This is a genomic window from [Clostridium] hylemonae DSM 15053 (assembly GCF_008281175.1).
GTDB lineage: Bacteria > Bacillota > Clostridia > Lachnospirales > Lachnospiraceae > Extibacter > Extibacter hylemonae.
In genome coordinates, this window is sequence record NZ_CP036524.1 from 918,143 (window position 1) to 939,658 (window position 21,516).

Here is a 21,516-nt window from a genome sequence, read left to right on the forward strand (position 1 = left end):
ACAGGCAGGTGAAAGAGTGTGGAAAACCAAGCAATTCTGCGATTTCAAGGGGCAACAAAGCGATTTGGCGATTTCGTCGCGGTTGACCATGTTGATTTTGAAGTACATAACAAAGAGATCGTGGCTATCATAGGTGAAAACGGAGCCGGTAAGAGCACCTTCTGTAAAATGCTTACAGGCGTATATCCGATCGATGAAGGAGAGATGTATTTTGAAGGGCGGAACGTAAACTTCCGCAATACGACGGAATCAATGAAAGCCGGGATCAGTATGGTGTATCAGGAGCGCAATCTTGTGGGCATGCTGACAGGAGCACAGAATATATGTCTCGGCAATGAGCCGGGAAAGGGCTTTATAAGTGAGAAAACTGCATATGAAAAAGCGCTGGAGATTCGGGATAAGCTGCATCTGTCCATACCTCTGGACGTCCCGGTAGAAGAGCTGGGGGCAGGCGAACAGCAGCTGATCGAGATCATGAGGGCTTTTTACAACGATCCCAAGGTCCTCATACTGGACGAGCCTACGGCGTCTCTGGGAGAAGGAGAAGTGGAGCCGTTCCTGGCATTTATAAAAGAAGTAAGAGAAAAAATGGATATCGCGGTCATATTTATCTCTCATAAGATCGAAGAACTGTTTGCGGTGGCAGACCGGATAGCGGTACTTACCGACGGTAAAAATACGCTGACAGATTCGGTGGACAACCTGACGCAGATCCAGGTCATAATGGCAATGTTAAGGACCGGAAAGTCTTATGGAAGAGTAAATGTCATGGAAAAAGACTTTACAAAACTGCCTGTGATCCTGGACTCGGTACATGCCGTATACGACGGCAGAGAACATCAGCTTGACTTCCGGGTGCATAAGGGAGAAGTCGTCGGCTTTTACGGACTGGTTGGATCTGGGAGGACGGAATGTGCGGAGATGCTGTTTGGCCTGCGGAAGGCTGAAAAGTCGTATCAGTTCAATGGAGAGACCATAACGAAGTGCAATACGCGGACGATGATTGACCGGGGAATGATCATGACTCCTGAGAAACGGGCAGACGGCATGTTTAAGGCGCTGTCTCTCGTGGATAATATCTGCAATCTGTTTTTGAAAAAAGAACTGGCAGGCAAAGGCCCGGGATTGGTAAAGCAGGGAAAAAGCAGGGAATTCGCGGGGACTGTTCTTTCGGAAAATGATGTTAAATACAATACTCCGGGGCAGTCCATATCCAGTCTTTCCGGAGGAAATATCCAGAAGATAATTATCGGCCGTTCTATCGCCATTGAAAATATCAGTCTTCTGATTTTAGATGAACCAACGAACGGAATCGACGTCGGCGCGAAGTTTGAGATATACCAAAAGGTGCGCCAGCTTACAGACAGCGAAGAGGAGACAAAGCGGATCGGAGTTCTGTTTATTTCATCGGAGATCGACGAACTGTTGAATGTCTGTGACAAAATATATGTATTTGCCGACGGAGATATCATACAGGGCTTTGAACGGAATGAATTTGACAAACAGAATATCCTCAGTGTGGCAGTTAGGGGGAAAAAAATCGATGGGTAAAAATACTTACATAAGAAAGAAGAAAGGGATAAAAGAGCAGTTGTCCAGAGTATTCCTGCTCATTGCGCTCGTGGTGATCGCTCTTATCTTTCAGGCGGTACAGCCAAGGTTTCTCATGCTGAACAATGTGATGAACCTTCTGGCGCTCAGCAGCATTATAGGCGTACTGGCGCTCGGCAATATGATACTGATGGCGGCAGGGGAGATGAGCTTTTCCATCGGAGCCCAGTGTACGGTCATCGGAGCGGTATTCGGGAAGTTTCTGGCAGCCCCGGATTCTAACAATATGTTTCTGGCGTTTCTTATAAGCGTTGCGGCATCGGCAGCTATCGGCCTGTTCCTTGCCTTCTGTACGATCCGGATCGGTGTGCCTACCTTCGTGTGTACACTTGCGCTGGCCACTGTTGTGGACGGATGCTCCCAGCTTCTCAACGACGGGACTACGCTTTATTCCAAGGACTGGCCAGACAGCTTTAATATAATGCAGATGCGCATCGGCGGAATACTCCCGGCAGCAGTGGCCGTATTTCTCGGTCTTGCCGTGCTGACGCACCTCGTCTATGAAAAGACGAGATTTGGCAGGCATCTGTACGCGGTGGGATCTAACCCTACAGCGGCCAACAATTCCGGTATCTCCGTGCCGGGAATGAAGGTGTGGGCGTTTGTGATCAGCAGTGTGTTCTGCGGACTGGCGGGAATGATAGCGGCTTCTTACAACAACAGCGTGTCTCTGACTATGGGCTCAGAACTTTTGATGCCTGCTATCGCGGCCACCATGCTCAGCGCCACGTTCCTTAAGCTTGGCAAATATAACGTTCCCGGGACGGTGCTGGCAGCCATTCTTATGATCGTGATCCAGAACGGCGTCATCAGCGCAGGGTACCCGATCTACGTAAAAGATATCGTGCAGGGGCTCCTGCTGACGGTCGCGGTCGCGATCATCGCGCTGATCAAAGAAGACGGTCTGCCGAGCGTAAAGCTGGAGAGCTGACGGAAGGAGGAACATAAGATGGCGGATAAAAATAGATCAAAGCCGGAATTTTTCGGCGGAATGTTGGCACGGCGCTGGCTGCTGTTCTTTACAGCGGCAACGGCAATTGTATTTGGGATCATCTCTCCCGCGTTCCTGCAGGTCACCAACTTGCTGAATATATTGAGCAACGCCTGCATCGTGGGTGTTATGGGGGTGGGACTTACCTGTATATTTGCGACAGGGGAACTGGACTTTTCGGCAGGGGCGCAGGTGTCTCTGGCGTCCTGTCTGATGGCGGTCATATTAGGAAGGACTTCCTTTCATAATTATATCGGGGCGGTACTTCTTACACTTCTGGTCCTTGGCCTTGTTGGAATATACAATGCATTTCTGCATGTGAAGATCGGGATCCCGGCTTTCATTGCAACGCTCGGGACATCGTATCTTGTCAAAGGAGCGGCAAAAGCGCTTACTAACAGTAAAAATGTAAACAATCTTTCGGCATGGCCGAAGGAGTTCACGTTTATGGGACAAGGGTATCTGTTCGGTATCATCCCGATGCCGGTCGTGATACTGGTGATCGCGGGGGCGCTGATCCTGTTCTATACAGAGTATACGAGGGCCGGAAAATATCTTTATGCGGTAGGGGCAAACCCGACGGCCTGTGATTACATAGGAATAGACGGCAGGATGCAGAAGGTGAAAGGGTTTGTTATCACAGCTGTCTTGTGCGGGCTGGCAGGGATCATGCAGGGGTCTCAGATGAATGCCGCATCCCCTACGCTTGGGGAGAACATGTTTGTCCCCGCTCTGACAACCGTATTCCTGGGCGCCGCCTATGGGAAGATCGGGGTGTTTAATGTGCCGGGGACACTTGTCGGCGCCGTGCTGTATGCTCTGATCAATCAGGGGCTTCTGATGATCACAAGCGAGCTGTGGCTTAAGAATTATGTACAGGGCGGGATGCTTCTGTTCGCGCTCATCATGGTGGTGGTGATTCGGTCAAAAGGACATAAAAAATAAAGAGGCAGGAGGAGAGAAGAAGATGACAAAAATAGTATTTGTATCTGAAGGGCTGATTACAAAACAGGATCTGGAAGTAAGAGGCATTCCTCAGATGTTTGACGAATTTAAAGAATACGGGGTCGAGTATGCGTTTACAGAGGATCTGGGCGCGCTCAATAAAGCGGGCGGGAACATGCGGGAGGCGAATCTGCGGCTGGAGAAAGAAGGGCCGGACTGGGTGGAACATACTCCGCAGTTCCTGGAGTCGATCAGAGATGCGGATATAATCATCATGCATTATTCCGGCGCGGACAGACGGTTTTTTGAAGCGGCACAGCGGTTGAAACTGCTCTGTGTCATGAGAAGCGGAGTAGAAAATGTAGACATGAAAGCGGCCAAGGAGCACGGCGTTACTGTATGTGCATCACCCGGGCGTGCGGCAGAACCGGTAGCTGATTTTGCGGTAACTTTAATGCTGGCCCTGATGCGAAGACTGCCCCGGAACGATATGGGGGGAAAAGGGGAATGGAAGGATTCTGTGATGGGTCTGGAAGGAATGATGAAAAATTCCACGGTAAGCCTTCTGGGATTTGGCGCCATCGCCCGGAAGGTGGCAAAGAGACTGCAGGGATTTGGATGCAGCATCATAACCTACGATCCGTGGGCGGACCCGGAAACAGCAAAGAAAATGGACGTGGAGATAGTAGGCACGATAGAAGAATTATTCCAGAGAGCCGATTTTCTCTCGGTACATGCCAGGCTGACCCCAGAGAATCACGGGATGATAAATGAGCGGCTTCTTACGCTGATGAAACCGACGGCATATTTGGTCAACACAGCGAGGGCCGGCCTGATCGACGAAGAGGCGCTTATAAAGGCGCTGGAAGAACACGTGATAGCGGGCGCGGGCATCGATGTATTTTCGGATGAGCCTCTGCCGGACGGACATCCGTTTCTGAAGCTGGACAACATTATAGCCACACCTCATGTGGCGGGAAACGGCGGAGACTTTATCCTGAGGTCAATAGAAAGTCCGCTCAATGAGATCCGGCATTATTTTAAGGAGGAACCATATTCCTATAAGATGAATTAGTATGGAAGAGCTGTTCTAAAAGGTGAGACGATGGAGAAAAAATATTTTTTAACAATAGACAGAGGACAGTCGGAGATTAAGGCGGCATTTTACACTGTAAATGCGGAGGTCGTCTGTTTGGAGTCGCGCAGGTGCCAGCCGATCAGAAGTCTGAAGCCGGGCTGGGCTGAGCAGGATATGGAACTGATGTGGGAGCAGGCCGCGGCGGCTGTCCGGGAGCTGTTCTGCAAAAGCGGTATCAGCCCGGAGGAAGTGGCGGCAGTCTCGTTCTCCGGACAGGGCGGCGGCAATTTTCTTGTGTCGCAGGACGGGGAAGCCGTATATCCTGGCGTCCTGTCTATGGACAGCCGTCACGAAGAGGTCATGGACCACTTTGAGACTCAAAAGGAGGCAGAGATTCCGAGGACCGCGGCATTTATGCTCTGGCTGAAAGAAAAGGAACCAGAAGTATTTAAAAAGGTCCGGTGGATCCTCGGGAGTAAGGACTGGATCCGGTACCGTCTGACAGGGAAGGCGAATGCAGATATGTCCGACCCGCCGGCACCGGTGGATCTGGATACCGGAGAGTATTTAACCAAGTGTCTGGAAACAGCGGGGATTGCAGAATGTATCACTATGCTTCCGCCTCTCGTATATGCCAGTGAAATATGCGGCGCAGTGACAGAAGAAGCGGCAGAGCTGACCGGACTTGCAGCGGGAACACCTGTTGCGGCAGGCGCCCATGATATGATCGCCTGCTCTATCGGAAGCGGGGGAAATAAACAGGGTCATCTTGCTGTCATTATGGGTACGCTTGGCATCAATATTGCCGTGCTGGACGCAGCGGCAAGGCTTCCGGCAGTACAAGTCCCGGGTGAGAGCTTTCTGTTTGGGGGGATCACAAGGGAAATAAAGACTGTCACCACATCCATCGGAAGCGGATGCAATACCATGAACTGGTTGTTAGATCTGATGTTTTCCGGGGAAGAACAGGAGGCAAAAGAGAAGGGAGTCAGTGTGTTTGAACTTCTGGAGAAGCGGCTGGCGGAAAAGAAAGAGAGCAGCATTGTATTCCAGCCCTATCTGCTTGGGACATTTTACAACAGTTCCGCCAGAGCCGGGATTCTTGGAATGACATCACATACAACGAAAGAAGATATCCTGCTCGCTCTTTTTCAGGGAATCTGCATCACCATGTGCATAGAGATACGCAGACTGGAAGTTCGGACACAAAAGTTTCGGGAAATATGGATGACAGGAGGCGGAAGCCAAAGCAATATCTGGGGACAGATGTTTGCAGATGTGCTGAAGCGCCCTGTGCATATCGGGAAAGACCGGGAGACAGGCTGCCGCGGCGCGGCCATATGCGCCGGTGTGGCGCTTGGATATTATACTTTACAGGACGGATTTCCGGAACCTGTGCGGGAAAAGACTTATTATCCCAGGGAAGAAAAGGCTGCCTGGTATGAAGAACAGTTAAAGCTTTATCAGGAAGCATATGACATGTCGGTTGATTTTTGGAACCGGCAGAAGGAACTGTAAGCGAAAATGAAATACAGGAGGTATAGAGTATGTTAGTGACAATGAAAGAAATTTTAGACAGAGCCAATGAGGGAAATTACGCGGTGCCGGCGCCGGTAGTGCAGACAGAATTAAACGCCCGTACAGCGATCAAGTGTGCGGAAGAGATGAATTCTCCGGTCATTCTGCTTGTCCCGCTCATTTTTGATTATGATGTGGATCTATTCGGAAGATACCTGAAGGCCCTGGCCGAAGCGTCGAAAGTTCCGGTGGCGGTCAATCACGACCACGGTTCGGATTTTGAGTCGGCGGTGGCGTGTATCCGCGCAGGTTTTTCCTCTATTATGGTAGACCGCTCGGAACTTCCTTTTGAAGAGAATGCTGCCCAGGTGAAGGAACTGGTTAAGGTTGCCCATGCGGCAGGCGTCAGTGTGGAAGCGGAGCTTGGTCATGTGGGAAATGCCAGCAATTATGAGGCGGACAGAGATGCGGCTCTGACAGAACCGGAACTTGCAAAACGGTTTATAGAGGAGACCGGGATCGACTGCCTTGCAGTGGCCATCGGTACGGCCCACGGCGCCTATGATAAAGGGCAGATTCCATATCTTGACTACGACAGGCTCGAGGAGATAAAAAAGGTGACGGGAAACTTTCCTCTTGTGCTGCACGGTGGTTCAGGGACTGGTGATGAAGGCCTTAAAAAAGCTGCCAGGATGGGAATCAATAAGGTGAACATCGGATGCGAACTTTTTGCGTCTGCCATTGAGGCCATTGAAAATGCAGATACATCCGGAAGCGGCGCTTATGGTTTTGCCAACATTATAGAAGAAGGGTACGGCTCGCGCCTGAAGCATTTCATCACTATACTTGGATCGGAAGGTATGGCGTGGAAGGCGGACAATACAGTCAGGAGAAAGAAAGTAGAGATAACAGAAAACACTATATTATAAAGCAGAAAGAAGGATCAAGATGAAAGGTTTAGTATTATATGAACGCGGAAAGACAGAGATCCGGGAAGTACAGAAGCCAGAATGCGGTGACAGGGATATTCTTATTAAAGTGGAATCAGCAGCTATCTGCGGCGGTGACGTACATTTTTATAATGGCGCGCTGCCCTGTCTCGGTGAGTATCCTATCATTCTGGGACATGAGTTTGCTGGAACGATCGCCAAGATGGGTCCGCATGCCGACACGTACTGGAAAGTGGGAGACCGGGTCATATCGGAGAATACAGCCTCCGTATGCGGCCGGTGCCCGGCCTGTGAGAAGGGAAACTTTGTGAACTGCCCGGAGAGGGAAACATTGGGATGCAGTGTCGACGGGGCCTTTACGCAGTATGTTAAAATCCCCGGGGATCTGCTGGCAGTATATCCCAACTGTCTGTTCCGTCTGCCGGAAGAGATCCCCATGGAGACAGCGCCGCTGCTGGAGCCTGCCGCCAATGCATATATGGCGGTCGTACAGGAAGGACAGATGATGCCGGGGGAGAACGTGGTAGTGTTCGGAGCCGGCGCGTTGGGACTTTTCAGCGTCCAGATGGCGAAGATAGCGGGGGCTGCCAAGATCATACTGATCGGCATGCCGTCCGATGAGGAATCCCGGTTTCCGTGCGGGCGTAAACTGGGGGCGACCCATACCATTATAAATGGGGAAGGTGTCGATCTTGCGGCAGAGGTGGAGAAAATCTGCGGTATGAGCGGCGTGGCTTTATGTATAGATGCCGCCGGCGCGCCCGCCGTATTAAAACAGGCGGTGGAGATCGTCCGCAATGACGGGATCGTGGTGCGCATCGGTATGAACGACAAGCCTTATGGATATGGTATGAATGAAGTGAATGTCAAATCTGTCAGTATAACAGGCCATATGGGTTACAATACGACATCCTGGAGAAACGTTATCAGCCTTGCGGCAGCAGGCAAACTGGACCTTGCGTCCCTTGTCTCTCACAGATTACCGCTTTCGCAGATCAAACACGGGTTTGAATTACTGAAAGACCAGACGGCGATTAAAATTGTCATAGACCCGGATAATTAAGAAAAGTCAAAGTGTTTCCAATTATTAGGAGATATGATATAATATCCCCAGATATTATGACGGTATAAATAGGCTGCCGCTTTTGAAAATAACAGGAGAGGGAAGAGAGTGAATGAGATGTCCCCGAATCGTTTAGATATGAAAGTTCAGGTTGCAAATATGTATTATAGGCAGAACCTGTCACAGCAAGAAATTGCAAAAGAACTGAATATTTCCAGAACTACTGTATCAAGGATACTGAAGAACTGTATTGATGAAGGAATCGTATCTATTCATATTAAGAATACTTCCATGTATCAATATGAACTGGAAAAGAAGCTGGAGAAGAAATATGGGTTAAAGCATGTCTGCGTGGTCAATGACAAGAATGACAATGAGCTGATACTGAAAGCGATCGGAGAGTCCACAGCAGATTATCTGAAGAACGCAGTCAGCGAAAATGTCCGTATCGGAGTTTCAGCAGGGACGACGATCGCAAGCATAATTTACCGCCTGCAGGCGATCGACCGTTATAACATTGATGTATTCCAGATGCAGGGGGATGCAAGCCACCAGATGAGCAACTGCTCTTCCTTTCTGGCGATCGACCTGGCAAAGATATTAGGGGGGATCCCTCATGCCATGCATGTGCCGCTTCTTGTGCATACAAAGGTGCTGCGTGATCTTCTCCTGGAAGAACCCTTCAACAAAAAGCATTTCCAGGAACTTGCCAATCTGGATATCGCGATCGTGGGCCTCGGACTTCTGGATGCCATCCTTCCTAATACGAGTGATACATGGTACAATTTTACGGCGGATAAGGAGGAACTGCGCAGTAAGAATGTGGTGGGAGATATATGCGGAACCTTCATTGATTATGACGGAAACCTGTGTGACGCAGATATACAGGACCGGACGATCGCGATTCCGTTAGAACAGCTCAGAAAGATACCACACTGTATTGCGGTGGCTTTCGGAAGAAATAAGAAGTATATCGCCAAGGCGGCTATCAAAGGCGGGTATATCAATGTTCTCATGATCGATGAGGGACTGGCATGTGCGCTGCTGGAAGAGGATTGATGTTAAAAATTAAGTAAAAAATATTTGAAGAGATCACAGAGAACGCTGTTATTTAAGCGCTCTCTGTTTTTTTGTCCCATACAATGGACTGGACGGCCTACACGATCCTGGTCGTCCATTTGCTGCAGTCCCAGACATCATTGACAATGTCCTGGTAGAATTCAGGCTCATGGCAGATGAGGAGCAGCGTTCCGCGGTATTCTTTTAAAGCGGCCTTCAGGGCGTCCTTTGCGTCTGTATCTAGATGGTTCGTAGGCTCGTCCAGAAGAAGGACGTTGGTCTCCCGGCCGATCAGTTTGCACAGGCGCACCTTTGCCTGTTCACCGCCGCTTAACACCCGTACCTGGCTTTCAATATGCTTTGTGGTCAGGCCGCACTTGGCAAGGGCGGAGCGTACTTCATACTGAGTGAAGGAAGGGAACTCCTGCCAGATCTCCTCGATACAGGTCCTCTTATTGTTGTGGCCTCCCTCCTGTTCAAAATAGCCCGGAGCTATATTTTCCCCTGTTTCACAAGTTCCGGAAAGGGGAGGGACAAGCCCGAGGATGCTTTTGATCAATGTGGTTTTTCCTATGCCGTTGGCGCCGGTCAGGGCGATTTTCTGTCCCCGCTCAATGGAGAGAGTCAGAGGGGCGGACAGCGGTTCATCGTATCCGATGACAAAATCCTTTAGTTCAAAGATATATTTGCCGGGCGTGCGTCCCGGACGGAAGTGAAATTCCGGCTTCGGACGTTCCGACGCCAGTTCGATGACATCCATCTTGTCCAGCTTTTTCTGCCGGGACATGGCCATATTGCGGGTGGAGACGCGTGCTTTATTTCTGGCTACAAAGTCTTTTAACTGACTGATCTCCTGCTGCTGCCTTTTATAGGCAGCCTCAAGCTGCGCTTTTTTTACCGCGTATACTTTCTGGAATTCCTCATAATTACCGACATACCGGTTCAGCTCCTGGTTCTCCACGTGATAGATGATGTTGACGACTTCATCCAAAAACGGGATATCATGGGAGATAAGGACAAAGGCATTCTCGTATTCGTTCAGATAACGTTTCAGCCAGTTGATATGTTCTTCATCCAGATAATTGGTAGGCTCGTCAAGGAGCAGGATGTCGGGTTTCTGAAGCAGAAGTTTGCCGAGCAGGATACGGGTTCTCTGTCCCCCGCTCAGGTCGGTGACGTCTCTGTCCAGTCCGATTTCCAGAAGTCCAAGTGCACGCGCCACTTCGTCCACTTTTGCGTCGATGACATAGAAGTCGTGCATGGTAAGAGTATCCTGGATGACACCGAGTTCCTCCATCAGACTGTTCATGGTCTCTTCATCCGCGGATCCGAGTTTATCGCAGATATCATTCATGCGCTCTTCCAATGCAAAGAGGTATGAAAATGCGGATTTTAAAACATCGCGTATGGTCATTCCTTTATTCAGCGCTGTATGCTGGTCCAGATAGCCGATGCGGACATCCCTGGCCCATTCTATCTTGCCGGAATCTGGCGTCACTGCGCCGGTCACAATATTAAAAAATGTTGATTTGCCTTCCCCGTTGGCGCCGACGAGGCCGATATGCTCCCCTTTCAGCATACGGAAAGATACATCGTGAAAGATGGCGCGGTCTCCAAATCCATGGGAAAGATGCTCTACAGTTAAAATGCTCATGTTGTTGTACTCCTTTACTGCCGTTTTGAGTGAACGGCAGTATCAATATAACATATTAAAACACGTTCCTCAATATTTTTTGGCTCATAGATACCATCTATATGTGAAGCGGTTGATCGGTATAATCAATTTGACGCTGCAAAGACATGAAAGATATAATCATGATATTCTGGGACAGGTTTGTAACTTTGGCGGTGGCTGAAAGAAAGTAGAGGTAAACATGTCAGAAACAAAAATAGTTAAAACAGCCTGCGGTATCTGCGGTCCCTGCTGCCAGGCAGACGCATATGTGAAGGACAAATTGCTCGTGTCCGTAGAGGGCAGCAGGAATGTGAAAGGCCAGTCCGGTGGATTATGTGCCAAGGGGATGGCGGCAAAGCAATACGTTTATAATAAGGAGCGCCTACTCTATCCGATGAAGCGCGCCGGAAAAAAGGGAGAAGGAAAGTTTACAAGGATCACGTGGGATGAGGCGTATGATATCATAGCGGAAAATCTGCTGAAAGTGAGAGATACATACGGCGCCAGATCGACGGTATTTTATACCGGTTATCCGAAATGGTACCGCCCTGCCCTCCTAAGACTCGCCAATGCATATGGTTCTCCTAACTATTGTACGGAGTCCAGCACGTGTTTCCAGGCGGCGGCGCTGGCGTGGCGCTCCATCTACGGCAATCACATATGCGGGCCGGATCTGGCGCATGCCCGTTCGGTGCTGCTGTGGAGCTCTAATCTGTACCACTCCAACACGGCCATGAGCGGCATATACCAGGGATTGAAAAAACGGGGGGTAAAGATCATTGATGTGGATTCCCGGCGTACGGTCACGGCCAATGACGCGGACATTCATCTGCAGCCTGTTCCGGGAACGGACGGCGCTCTGGCTCTTTCCATGGCCCATGTCATTATAGAAGAAGGGCTGTGTGACAAAGCGTTTATTGACAACTATGTGTATGGATTTGAGGAGTACCGGGAGTATGCGGGCCGTTATACACCGGAAAAAGCAGCGGTCATCACCGGGGTGGATGCGGGGCTGATCCGGAAAGCGGCGAGAATGTATGCGGAGAACGGGCCTTCCGGTATTCTGTTTTCCGCTTCACCTATCGTACATCATACGAATGGCGTCCAGAATTACCGCGCCGTTTTTTCTCTGCCGGCCATCACGGGGAATTACGATGTAGAAGGCGGCAACTGTTCTATGGCGGGAATTACTTCCCCCTGTAATGAGTTTGGGAAGGTCAGACGATATGAGAAAGAAGAAGCGATCGGCCAGAGAGACTTTCCTGTCTGGTTTGATCTGTCCTGCGATGAGGCGCAGTGTACAAGGCTTGCAGACTATATCATGAAGGAAGAGCCTTATCCGGTCAAGGCGTTATTCGGTATGGGACTGAACCACCGTATGTGGCCGCAGCCGGAGTATGTGGAGCAGGCGCTGATGAAGCTGGATTTTTATGTAAATGTGGAATTATTTATGTCAGATTCCTGTAAAGCGGCCGACCTCGTGCTGCCCGCATGTACATCCTACGAGCGAGAGGAGGTCCACTGCCTGAAAGGCGGCCGTTTCTTTTTCTCCAACAAGGCGGTCGAACCTCTGGGAGAGTCTGAAAATGATATTGAGGTCATCATGGAAGTATTAAAGAGGATGGGACTGCGGGACGAAGTGCTGGAGAAGGGATACGACAATTATATGCAGTATATTCTGGAACCGTCCGGATTGACGCTTAAAGAATTGAAAGACAGCCCCGAAGGTTTGCAGGGCAGGCATTTGCGAATGCCGTCCTTTAAAAATTATGAGAAGGAAGCGTTCCGCACGCCTTCCGGTAAGATCGAATTAAAGTCCCTTGTACTGGAACGGTACAAGGACAGCCACGGATATGAGGGACTGCCTGTCTATCGGGATTACAGAAAGGAGACGGCCGTGGACAGGAAGAGATATCCCTTTATTCTGAACACAGGCTGCCGCAGGCCCCAGTACTTCCATTCAAGGGTGTACCGTGTGCCGTGGCTGGACGCGCTGCAGCCGTCCCCTCTTATCGAGATGCATCCGCTGGATGCTGAGAAATGCGGGCTTAAAGAGGGGGATACTGTTATCATCCGCTCTCCGGCCGGCGCAGTGACAGGAATGGCTGCCTGTAATATCAACGGAGATCCGGGTGTTGTATACATGTACCATGGAGACGGCAGAGGGGATGCCAATGAACTTATTGATAAAGATTACCTTGACCCAATATCCGGGTTCCCTGGATATAAGAGTTATTTCTGTAATGTAGAAAAAATGGAGGAACAGCCGCATGAGTTATAAATTCCGATTTGACGAGAAAAAATGTACCGGCTGCTTTGCATGCCATACGGCCTGCCTGGATGCCCACTATGGGCCGGGAGAGGAAGGCATAAGCCTCCGTTCCATAAAAAGGATCGTGGCGGAGTCAAAAAGTTTTCAGAAGGATGTCTGCCCGGGCTGTATACACTGCGGCGCCTGTGCGCGGGCCTGTCCGTGCGGCGCGCTGTTAGCGGACGAAGACACCGGGATTGTACTTGCAAGGCGGGCTCTCTGTTCCGGCTGCAGGGCATGCGAGAGTGCCTGTCCGGTGCAGGTGATCCGGTTTGACCGTGAAGGGAAGATCGTGAAATGCGACGGCTGTCTTACACGGCTTAAAGCGGGCCGCGAACCTGCCTGTGTGCGGGCATGCCCGACGGGGGCTGTGACGGTGGAAGAGGAAAGGGAATCCGATGAAAGAGAAACAGATGGATAATACACTGGCCGGTTATATTCTGGCCGGAGGAAAAAATACCCGCATGGGCGGCAGAAAGAAACTGTTTCTAAAGTACCGGGGAAAGCAGTTTTATTTATGGCTAAAAAATGGCCTCAAGGCTGCCGGCGCGCTGTATGTGTCTGTGGAGGAGTATGCGCCGTATGAAGGCCTGGACGCGGTCCTTGTAAAAGATATATATAAAGGTACCGGTCCCATCGGCGGAATCTGCACGGGGCTGAAATTGTGCCAGGAGGACGCTCTTCTCGTGGTGCCATGTGATATGGTCCCGGTACCGGACCGGCTTCTTAAGGACCTCATGGAGATATACAGAAGAACAGGGAGACCGGTCTGCCCGTCGGCGGGAGACCGGCTGCTGCCGCTTCCGGCAGTATACAGTAAAGAGATGCTGCCTGCAGCGGAGGAGCTCATAGCAGAAGGAAACTGCCGGCTGTGCGGCTGGTGGGAAAGAAGCCTCGCCGGCTGTGAGATTCTTCCGCTTGAGCATACAACCGTGAATAATGTGAATACAAAAGAGGATTATAAGAGGCTGGAGGGTCAATAGGTTGGTTACATTAGAAGAAGCGCAGAGAATACTGAACGCTCACGTGAAACAGACAGAAGGGACAAAGGAGTGCAGCCTGTCGGAAGCTCTTGGAAGACGGATCGGGGAAGATCTGGCGGCAAGGACGGACCAGCCTCCGTTTCCAAGGTCACCTCTGGACGGTTACGCAGTACGCGCCGGGGACATCCGGGGGGCCTGCGCGCAAAACCCCGCGGTACTTAATGTGGCAGGAGAACTTCCGGCAGGTGTTCCCGCTGTACAAAGCCTCGGCCCGGGACAGGCGGTGAGAATCATGACCGGCGCTCCCATACCTGAAGGCACGGATGCGGTCATACGGCAGGAAGATACGGATTATGGAGAAGAGAAGGTTCAGATATACCGTTCTGTCAAGCCATGTGAGAATATCTGCTTTCAGGGGGAAGACTATAGAGCAGGAACCCATATCATCCGAAACGGCGAGCGGATGGATGCGGTGAATATTGCGCTGGCGGCCGGCATGGGATACGAGAGAGTAAGAGTGAGGAAAAAGCCGGCTGTGGCAGTGCTCACGACAGGCAGTGAGCTGCAGGAGCCGGGCAGGCCGTTAAGGCCCGGAGCGGTCTACGATTCCAACCGGTATCTCGTGGAGGCAAGACTGCGGGAGTGGGGCATTACGCCGTTCTATGCGGGAAGGATAGAAGACGACGCAGGAAAGGCGGCCGGCTGCCTTGCGCGGATAAGTAAGGAAGCGGACCTGATCATCACGACCGGGGGAGTGTCAGTGGGGAAGATGGATATTATGCATGATGTCATAGAACGCCTCGGCGCCGAAAGGCTATTCTGGAGAGTGAAGCTGAAGCCCGGTTCCCCCGCCATGGCGTCCGTATATGAGGGCGCCGTGATCATCAGCCTGTCCGGCAACCCTTTCGGGGCGGCGGCCGGCATGGAGCTTCTTGTGCGGCCTGCCCTTTATCATATGACAGGCGACAGCGCGCTTGCCCCTGTGCGGCAGCAGGCTGTCATGGAAAATGGGTTCCCTAAAAAAAGCGGCAGCAGGAGATTTGTCAGGGCGGTGTGGGCATCCGGTATGGTCCGTGTACCGGAGGGATCGCATTCGTCCGGCTCGCTCAGTTCTATGAAGGGCTGCAACTGCCTGATCGATATTCCGGCAGGCAATGAAGGATTGTGTAAAGGAGACAGTGTATGGATAATACTGCTGTAGGCAGACCGTATATATACGCGGTCAGCGGATTTAAAAATACAGGAAAGACGACGTTGATCACGAAGCTCATACCGGAGCTTAAAAGCAGGGGATATAAGGTTGCGGTGATCAAACATGACGGACATGACTTTGAGCCGGACGTACCCGGCACAGACAGCTTCAGACACCGCATGGCCGGCGCCTTCGGAACAGCTGTATATTCTTCCGGAAGAATGATGGTCACGAAAGAATGTTCCGGTGTCACGGAACATGAGATCGTACAGGCATTTCCGGAGGCAGATATTATTCTGCTGGAAGGCCTGAAAGACAGTACGTATCCGAAATACATCTGTGATCATCCCCGTAACATACCGGATGTAAAAGCGGTCGCAGATACGATAGAAAGTAATATGAAAATCACGAGGAAAGAGGATACAGGAGACGGTCATGACGAAAAAGGAGTTAATGGAAGGAATTAAACTTCCTGCGGACGCTCAGCGTATCGTTGAGACGTACGATATGCAGCGGGCAGAGTATATCAGTTGGAAGGAGTTATTTTACCGCGATACAGAGCGTTTTCTCGGCAAGAGCCGCGAAGAAGAGGGGACGGATCAGCTTCTGCTGTATCTCTACGTTTCTTTTGCCGCTGAACGATATGAACAATTTAAAAAACGGGGGATAACAGACAAGGTATATTTTGATACGTTTTATGATTTTACGATCTGGTACCGCTGTTGTCTGAAGAGACGAGGCGTGAGAGGACTGATGGAAGAAGGGTGGCTGAGCCTGCCGCTTCAGATGCGTATCTTCCGGCTTGGAAGGCTGCAGTTTGAGACGGGGGACGGTGTGCTTCACGTACATATTCCGGAGGGAGAGCCGCTGGCGGAGAAGGCCTGCGACGATTCGTTCTCTCAGGCGGACAAGTTCTTTGACGCGTCCTATACGATGTACGACTGTGACTCATGGCTGTTGTCTCCGAATCTGTCCTGCGTACTGGATGAGGAAAGTAATATCATGAAGTTTCAGAAGCGTTTCCGGATCCGGAAGGTGACCTATCCGTACCGCCAGGCGGAGGAGCGTATCTTTGGCGAAGTCCTGGCTGACAAAGAAAAGTACCCTGAAGAGACCAGCCTGCAGAAGAGGGCCAAAAAATATGTGCTGGCGGGAAAGGACCTTGGAATAGGGTACGGTGTCATTTATAGACAACACCAATAAAGACATGTGAAATATCAATTTGTGATTATGGCATGGCGATTATATACTGATAGAGTAATAATTTGTTATTTTATGGGAGGTAATTATGAAGATACGAAAGAGATCAGCGGCAGCGATTGCTGTAGTTTTGTGCCTGTCCTTACTGGCCGGCTGTTCAGGCGGTGATAAAAAGAGCGGGTCTTCTTCAAAAGAAGACGGCAGGACGACCCTTACATTCTGGTGTCACGACAATGAACCGTGGGTAAAAGCGTACAAGGAGATGGCTAAAAAGTTTGAGGAGGCCAATTCGGAGTATAAGGTGGAGGTACAGGAGTATCCTTACGAAGTGTATAATGACAAGATCCAGACGGCGCTCACTTCCAGTACATCCGGGCCGGATGTGATCGCAGTGTGGGGCGGCATGGCTCCGAATTTTATCAAGTCTGATGCCTTATCAGAAGTTCCGGCGGATCTGTCAAAGGAAATGGATGAGGATTATATGGAGCCTACCGTGGGCATCTATCAGAAGGACGGCAAGTATTATGGCGTGCCGATGGAATTTAACCTGGAATACGGCGGAATGATCGTAAACAAGAAGCTGTTTAACGAAGCGGGCATTGCCTATCCGGAAACGTGGGAGGAACTTCGCAGGACGTCAAAGGAAGTGTCTGAGCAAAACGGGGATATCGTTGAAGTGAAGGGGTTCGAGATGATAGATACCGATGCGCTTATCTGTAACTATCTGGCGATGATCCTGCAGCAGGGAGGACAGTACCTGCAGGACGATGATTCCGTCAACTTCGCGACACCGGAAGGCATAGCGGCAATGAATGAGATTCTCAGCATGGTGAAGGACGGAGAATGCGACCTTGAGAATCTGACGGCGGATGAATATTGCTATAATGACGTCTATCAGGACAAAGGTTATATGTCATCGGTAGGCTCCTGGGCCATCGGTGAAGGTACAGACTCTTATGACCTGACATACGGGGAAGATTTTGAGTATGTACAGGTTCCCCAGTACGGCGAGAAGATGGCGTTCGCGTCTGAGACAGGGTGGGGCATCATCGTGCCGGAAAACGGTAAGAATAAAGATGCCGCATGGGAATTTGTCAAGTTCTTCAGCCAGCCGGAAAATCTGGTACAGCACAATATCGCCTGCAACCAGCTTCCGCCGAGAAAATCGCTTCTGGACAGCGAGGAGTATAAAGAAGCGATGCCAAATGTCACATTCCTTCTTGATATTCTTCCGAGCGGACAGTGGATGGGACCTTACAACACTTCTGATATGAGAGATGTATTTAACCAGACGTTTATAGACCTTTGCCAGTCCGATGACCCGGATGTGGAAGGCGCTTTAAAAGAAGCATCTGAGAAGATCACGAAAGAGTGCCAGATCGGCTATTCCATGGATTAGGAAAGGGGCGGCAGAGAATATCCCATCGGGATTCTCTGCCCTTTTTGCGTCGATAATGAAGAAGGAGTCCGTTATATGAAGAACAATCGGTTTGTGGCGGCAGTATTAGTGCCAAGTTTCCTGTTTTTATTTATATTTACTGCGTTCCCGGTAGTTTATGGCCTGGGAATTTCTTTTTTTGACTACAACCCTGCAAGTGCGCAGAATATCTTCCTTGGTCTGGAGAATTACAGACGGCTTGTGCAGGATGAGGTATTCTGGCAGGCGGTGAAAAATACGGTGTTTTTCGGCGCGGCTGCGGTGTCTGCCAACATCATCATAACGTTGTTTCTGGCTAAGATCATATCGGTACTTCCGTGGAAGAGGTGGAAGACCTTTTTCAGGACGATCCTGTTCATTCCGTGTATCGCCCCTGTTGTAGGTACGTCAATGGTATGGAAATATGGGATCCTCGGAACAGACGGAGGCATTCTGAACCGGATCGCGGGATTCTTTGGCATGGCGCCCAAAAACTGGTTTCTCACTACACTGCCGCTCATGCTCCTTATTATCGTGTATACACTGTGGGCAGACATCGGTTACAACGTGGTGCTTTTTACAGCCGGCATAGAAGGAGTGCCGAAAGAATTTGACGAGGCGGCTGCCATTGACGGGGCAGGTCCGGTGCGCCGGTTTCTCTCGATCAAGCTGCCGCTGATGGGCCGTACGTTTGCGTTTGTCGCGATCATGACCATGGCCAATTATTTCCAGATGTTTGCGCAGTTCCGTATCTTCGCTTCAAAAGGGGGCATGAACAACACGGCCATGGTACTTACGAATTACGTGTACAGGACAAGCTTTATCAGTTTTGACATGGGATATGCGTCCGCCATTGCGGCCGGGCTGTTTGTGATCGTGTTTGTGGTGGCGATGATCCAGAATAAGATGATGCGGGCAGATTGGAGTTATGAATAATGAAGAAAAAATACCATTATATGATCGTTACGTTTCTCGGACTGTTTTCGGCGGCCATGATGTATCCGATGGCGTGGATGCTGATGATCTCGTTTAAGTCGAACGCAGACATCCGCACGAACAAGACAAAGTTTTTTCCGGAGGAGTGGACGCTGGAAGGGTATAAGACCGCGTTTGAAAAGGCTCCCATCGGGCATTGGTTTGCGAACAGCATATTTATCACGATATTTATTACGGCAGCGGTCATAATCACGAGTACACTCATAGGATTTATATTTGCAAAATATCAGTTTCGCTTTAAGAAGCTGCTGTTTGTCCTGCTTCTTGCGACGATGATGGTCCCTCCTCAGGTGACGATGATCCCAAGGTATCTCATGGTTCAGAAGATGCATCTGTTCAATACGAAATGGGCTCTGATCGTCCCGGCGCTCGTGAGCGCGTTTTCCATCTATCTGGCCAGGCAGTTTATCGCGGATGTGCCGGACAGTCTGTGTGAGGCCGCAAAGATGGACGGGGCCGGGCCGCTCAGAATATACTGGAGTGTGATCCTGCCCAATATAAAACCAGCGGTCGGCTCCATCGGCATCTTTACGGCGATGGCAAACTGGAATGATTATCTGAATCCGCTGCTCATGCTGAACGACATAGACAAAATGACGCTGCCGCTCGGGCTTGTCATCTTCGACAGCCAGAGGACGGTGGATCTGTCCGCCACAATGGCCGCGGCAGCGATGATAATGATGCCTATGATCGTCATATTTATCCTGTTCCAGAAGCAGTTCATCAAAGGAATGACCTTAAGTGGTATGAAGTGATGATCGTGAGGCGATCTCCCTGTTGATCCTGCTGCGGAGCTGGATGAGATACATATCTGACTTCGGGTACCGTTTGAAAGTCAGCGGTTCCGCCAGGCTTTCCTCAATGAGTTCCATGACATACTCCCTGCTTGTGAGAGATTCCAGCAGCCGGCACGCCCGCAGGTCGCAAAGTCCTTCGTAGTGGACCATCATACGTATGGATTCTTCCGGCCTGCCGTCTTCGCCCGGATAGACGAGGAAAGGGTCTCCGGCAGGAAAGCCGCCTCCGGCGTCTGTCGTCTCGTAAGGATTGATGTGCTCCAGGGAGAACTGGCTGTTGTAAAAGTTGTAACCCCAGTGCAGTATCCCGATGATATCATACTTGTATAACTGAAGTCCGTAGATCCGGTTGCGCAGTGACGGCATGGACATAAACCGGTTGCTCACTTCGAGATACTGGCCGACACAGTAGTACGTCCACATATCGGTGAGCCCGTGCTCCAGGAATTCATCGATCTCGTTATTTCCGGGGATTGGCTTGTCGACGAGCCCGTGGCGGTAGAATTCATAACTGGATAATGCGTCAAACGTGTGATACCCTTTCAGCAGGTCAGCCACAGACTCTTTGGCCTGCCGGTATGTATCCAGATCGTCCGGCCGTGGTTCGTCCGACAGATGGAAGTAGGTGACCGTGTCAATGCCCCACTCCTTAAGCCTGGCGGTCAGCTCAGGCAGAAAGGCGTGCAGGAACCGGGTGTATTCCCCGACTGCAGGCGTATGCCAGCCAAATATCTTTTCTTCTTTTCCGTTTACATCCGCCATGATCTTTGGCGGATATTTTGCGCCCCACTGTGAAAACAGATGACACATTTCAAAATATTCTATGCCGCATTCGAGGCAGAGGTCTACCCAGCGTTTCAGACGGCTGAAATCGAACCGGTACGTCCCGTCGTCCACTGTGATACCGATAAGCTGCACCGTTGTTCTGTCTCCGCCGAAAGCGGTGTCAAGTGCAGGCGTAAATAAGGGGGTCAGCATCATATTGCAGCCCCGGTCTGTGTATTCCAGGAAGAAGTTTTTCAGTATAGCCCAGTGCTCTTCGGAGAATACGGGTACGTGGTAATAATCAGCGAGACAGTCGGCGTGCAGCCATTCCGTGTGCATGATCTTCTGTTTTGGCAAAGCGACATCATATACAGTGACAGAAGCCGCGGCGCTGCACAGTACCTCTCCCTCTTTTACGAGGGCGATCTCGACAGGGTAGACGCCCGGCGCCGTCTCTTCAGGCACTTTAATATCGAGCCAGAGGCTTCTCCACATACCGGGGAAGATGAATGTGGTATTGTCGGATAACTCTCTGAGCAGATCAGGGTACATACCTGATGTCGTCCTAAGATAGTTGTCGTCTGTCTCCGGATTGCAGGCGCGCCCCACAGGAACATTCAGTACATTGCGCACCCGGATGCAATGTTTGAGCGGGGAATGGATGACGACCTCGGCCGCTGTCTTGAAAAAGGTGCCGGATGCAGTGCAGGCGGCCTGAAAGGATACGGTCTCTCCCTTGAGCGTACTTAACAGAAGGCATTCCGGCTGATAGACAGGAGTCTCGTCGGGGAAGACCTTTGCAAGTGAGCTGAGCAGTTTTATTTCATAGGATGGTGTCTGTGGATTCATTTGGCTGAAGCCTCTCTTTCTTTTTTAGTCTCTGTCAGGCAGATCGCTTATGAGCATATTATACCATGCCTTTTGGCATGTTTCGGGGCAAACGGGGGATTTATATATAGAAAATG

At 50.6% G+C, this 21,516-nt stretch carries 19 protein-coding genes; 17 read left to right on the forward strand and 2 right to left on the reverse strand.

What is annotated here, in order from left to right:
* Positions 1-18 precede the first annotated feature (18 nt).
* From LAJLEIBI_RS04315 to LAJLEIBI_RS04350, 8 genes are all read left to right on the forward strand, one after another.
* Positions 19-1,551, forward strand: coding sequence for a sugar ABC transporter ATP-binding protein (locus LAJLEIBI_RS04315; protein ID WP_006445047.1), 1,533 nt, complete (start codon positions 19-21; stop codon positions 1,549-1,551).
* The gene (locus tag LAJLEIBI_RS04320; RefSeq protein ID WP_006445048.1) at positions 1,544-2,542 is read left to right on the forward strand and encodes an ABC transporter permease; all 999 of its coding nucleotides are present in this window, start codon (positions 1,544-1,546) and stop codon (positions 2,540-2,542) included. The genes LAJLEIBI_RS04315 and LAJLEIBI_RS04320 overlap by 8 nt, the downstream gene beginning before the upstream one ends.
* 18 nt (positions 2,543-2,560) lie before the next feature.
* Positions 2,561-3,547 (forward strand): ABC transporter permease, encoded by a 987-nt coding sequence (locus LAJLEIBI_RS04325; RefSeq protein ID WP_006445049.1) that lies wholly within the window; start codon positions 2,561-2,563, stop codon positions 3,545-3,547.
* Positions 3,548-3,569: 22 nt separating this feature from the next.
* Positions 3,570-4,622 (forward strand): 2-hydroxyacid dehydrogenase, encoded by a 1,053-nt coding sequence (locus LAJLEIBI_RS04330; RefSeq protein WP_006445050.1) that lies wholly within the window; start codon positions 3,570-3,572, stop codon positions 4,620-4,622.
* A gap of 30 nt (positions 4,623-4,652) precedes the next feature.
* Positions 4,653-6,143, forward strand: a complete 1,491-nt coding sequence (locus tag LAJLEIBI_RS04335; RefSeq protein ID WP_006445051.1) for an FGGY-family carbohydrate kinase — start codon at positions 4,653-4,655, stop codon at positions 6,141-6,143.
* 29 nt (positions 6,144-6,172) lie between these two features.
* Positions 6,173-7,072, forward strand: a complete 900-nt coding sequence (locus LAJLEIBI_RS04340; protein WP_006445052.1) for a class II fructose-bisphosphate aldolase — start codon at positions 6,173-6,175, stop codon at positions 7,070-7,072.
* A 19-nt stretch (positions 7,073-7,091) separates the two neighbouring features.
* Positions 7,092-8,156, forward strand: a complete 1,065-nt coding sequence (locus tag LAJLEIBI_RS04345) for a zinc-dependent alcohol dehydrogenase (protein ID WP_006445053.1) — start codon at positions 7,092-7,094, stop codon at positions 8,154-8,156.
* 138 nt (positions 8,157-8,294) lie between these two features.
* On the forward strand, positions 8,295-9,215 hold the full coding sequence (locus tag LAJLEIBI_RS04350; RefSeq protein ID WP_006445054.1) for a sugar-binding transcriptional regulator: 921 nt from the start codon (positions 8,295-8,297) through the stop codon (positions 9,213-9,215).
* 97 nt (positions 9,216-9,312) lie between these two features.
* Here LAJLEIBI_RS04350 and LAJLEIBI_RS04355 read toward each other — a convergent pair whose 3' ends face one another.
* A complete protein-coding gene (locus LAJLEIBI_RS04355) occupies positions 9,313-10,869 on the reverse strand; it encodes an ABC-F family ATP-binding cassette domain-containing protein (protein ID WP_006445055.1) in 1,557 nt (518 codons plus the stop codon).
* A gap of 220 nt (positions 10,870-11,089) precedes the next feature.
* Here LAJLEIBI_RS04355 and LAJLEIBI_RS04360 point away from each other — a divergent pair, with 220 nt between their 5' ends.
* From LAJLEIBI_RS04360 to LAJLEIBI_RS04395, 9 genes are all read left to right on the forward strand, one after another.
* On the forward strand, positions 11,090-13,171 hold the full coding sequence (locus tag LAJLEIBI_RS04360) for a molybdopterin-containing oxidoreductase family protein (RefSeq protein ID WP_006445056.1): 2,082 nt from the start codon (positions 11,090-11,092) through the stop codon (positions 13,169-13,171).
* Positions 13,161-13,622, forward strand: a complete 462-nt coding sequence (locus LAJLEIBI_RS04365) for a 4Fe-4S dicluster domain-containing protein (protein ID WP_006445057.1) — start codon at positions 13,161-13,163, stop codon at positions 13,620-13,622. The genes LAJLEIBI_RS04360 and LAJLEIBI_RS04365 overlap by 11 nt, the downstream gene beginning before the upstream one ends.
* Positions 13,600-14,184 (forward strand): molybdenum cofactor guanylyltransferase, encoded by a 585-nt coding sequence (mobA, locus tag LAJLEIBI_RS18315; protein WP_006445058.1) that lies wholly within the window; start codon positions 13,600-13,602, stop codon positions 14,182-14,184. Before LAJLEIBI_RS04365 ends, mobA begins: the two co-directional genes overlap by 23 nt.
* Position 14,185: 1 nt before the next feature.
* Positions 14,186-15,385: a molybdopterin molybdotransferase MoeA gene (locus LAJLEIBI_RS04370; RefSeq protein ID WP_006445059.1), complete on the forward strand. Its 1,200-nt coding sequence runs from the start codon at positions 14,186-14,188 to the stop codon at positions 15,383-15,385.
* Entirely contained in the window at positions 15,367-15,843 is a 477-nt protein-coding gene (gene mobB, locus LAJLEIBI_RS04375) for a molybdopterin-guanine dinucleotide biosynthesis protein B (RefSeq protein WP_006445060.1), read from the forward strand. Before LAJLEIBI_RS04370 ends, mobB begins: the two co-directional genes overlap by 19 nt.
* Complete coding sequence (locus LAJLEIBI_RS04380) at positions 15,830-16,579, forward strand: acyltransferase domain-containing protein (RefSeq protein WP_006445061.1); 750 nt, start codon at positions 15,830-15,832, stop codon at positions 16,577-16,579. The genes mobB and LAJLEIBI_RS04380 overlap by 14 nt, the downstream gene beginning before the upstream one ends.
* An 85-nt stretch (positions 16,580-16,664) precedes the next feature.
* Entirely contained in the window at positions 16,665-17,975 is a 1,311-nt protein-coding gene (locus tag LAJLEIBI_RS04385; protein ID WP_006445062.1) for an ABC transporter substrate-binding protein, read from the forward strand.
* A gap of 75 nt (positions 17,976-18,050) precedes the next feature.
* Positions 18,051-18,929, forward strand: a complete 879-nt coding sequence (locus tag LAJLEIBI_RS04390; protein ID WP_006445063.1) for a carbohydrate ABC transporter permease — start codon at positions 18,051-18,053, stop codon at positions 18,927-18,929.
* Positions 18,929-19,744, forward strand: coding sequence for a carbohydrate ABC transporter permease (locus LAJLEIBI_RS04395; protein WP_006445064.1), 816 nt, complete (start codon positions 18,929-18,931; stop codon positions 19,742-19,744). The genes LAJLEIBI_RS04390 and LAJLEIBI_RS04395 overlap by 1 nt, the downstream gene beginning before the upstream one ends.
* On the opposite strand, the gene LAJLEIBI_RS04400 is transcribed toward LAJLEIBI_RS04395, so the two are convergent.
* On the reverse strand, positions 19,727-21,400 hold the full coding sequence (locus LAJLEIBI_RS04400) for a DUF4091 domain-containing protein (RefSeq protein WP_006445065.1): 1,674 nt from the start codon (positions 21,398-21,400) through the stop codon (positions 19,727-19,729). The genes LAJLEIBI_RS04395 and LAJLEIBI_RS04400 overlap by 18 nt on opposite strands.
* Positions 21,401-21,516: the final 116 nt, after the last annotated feature.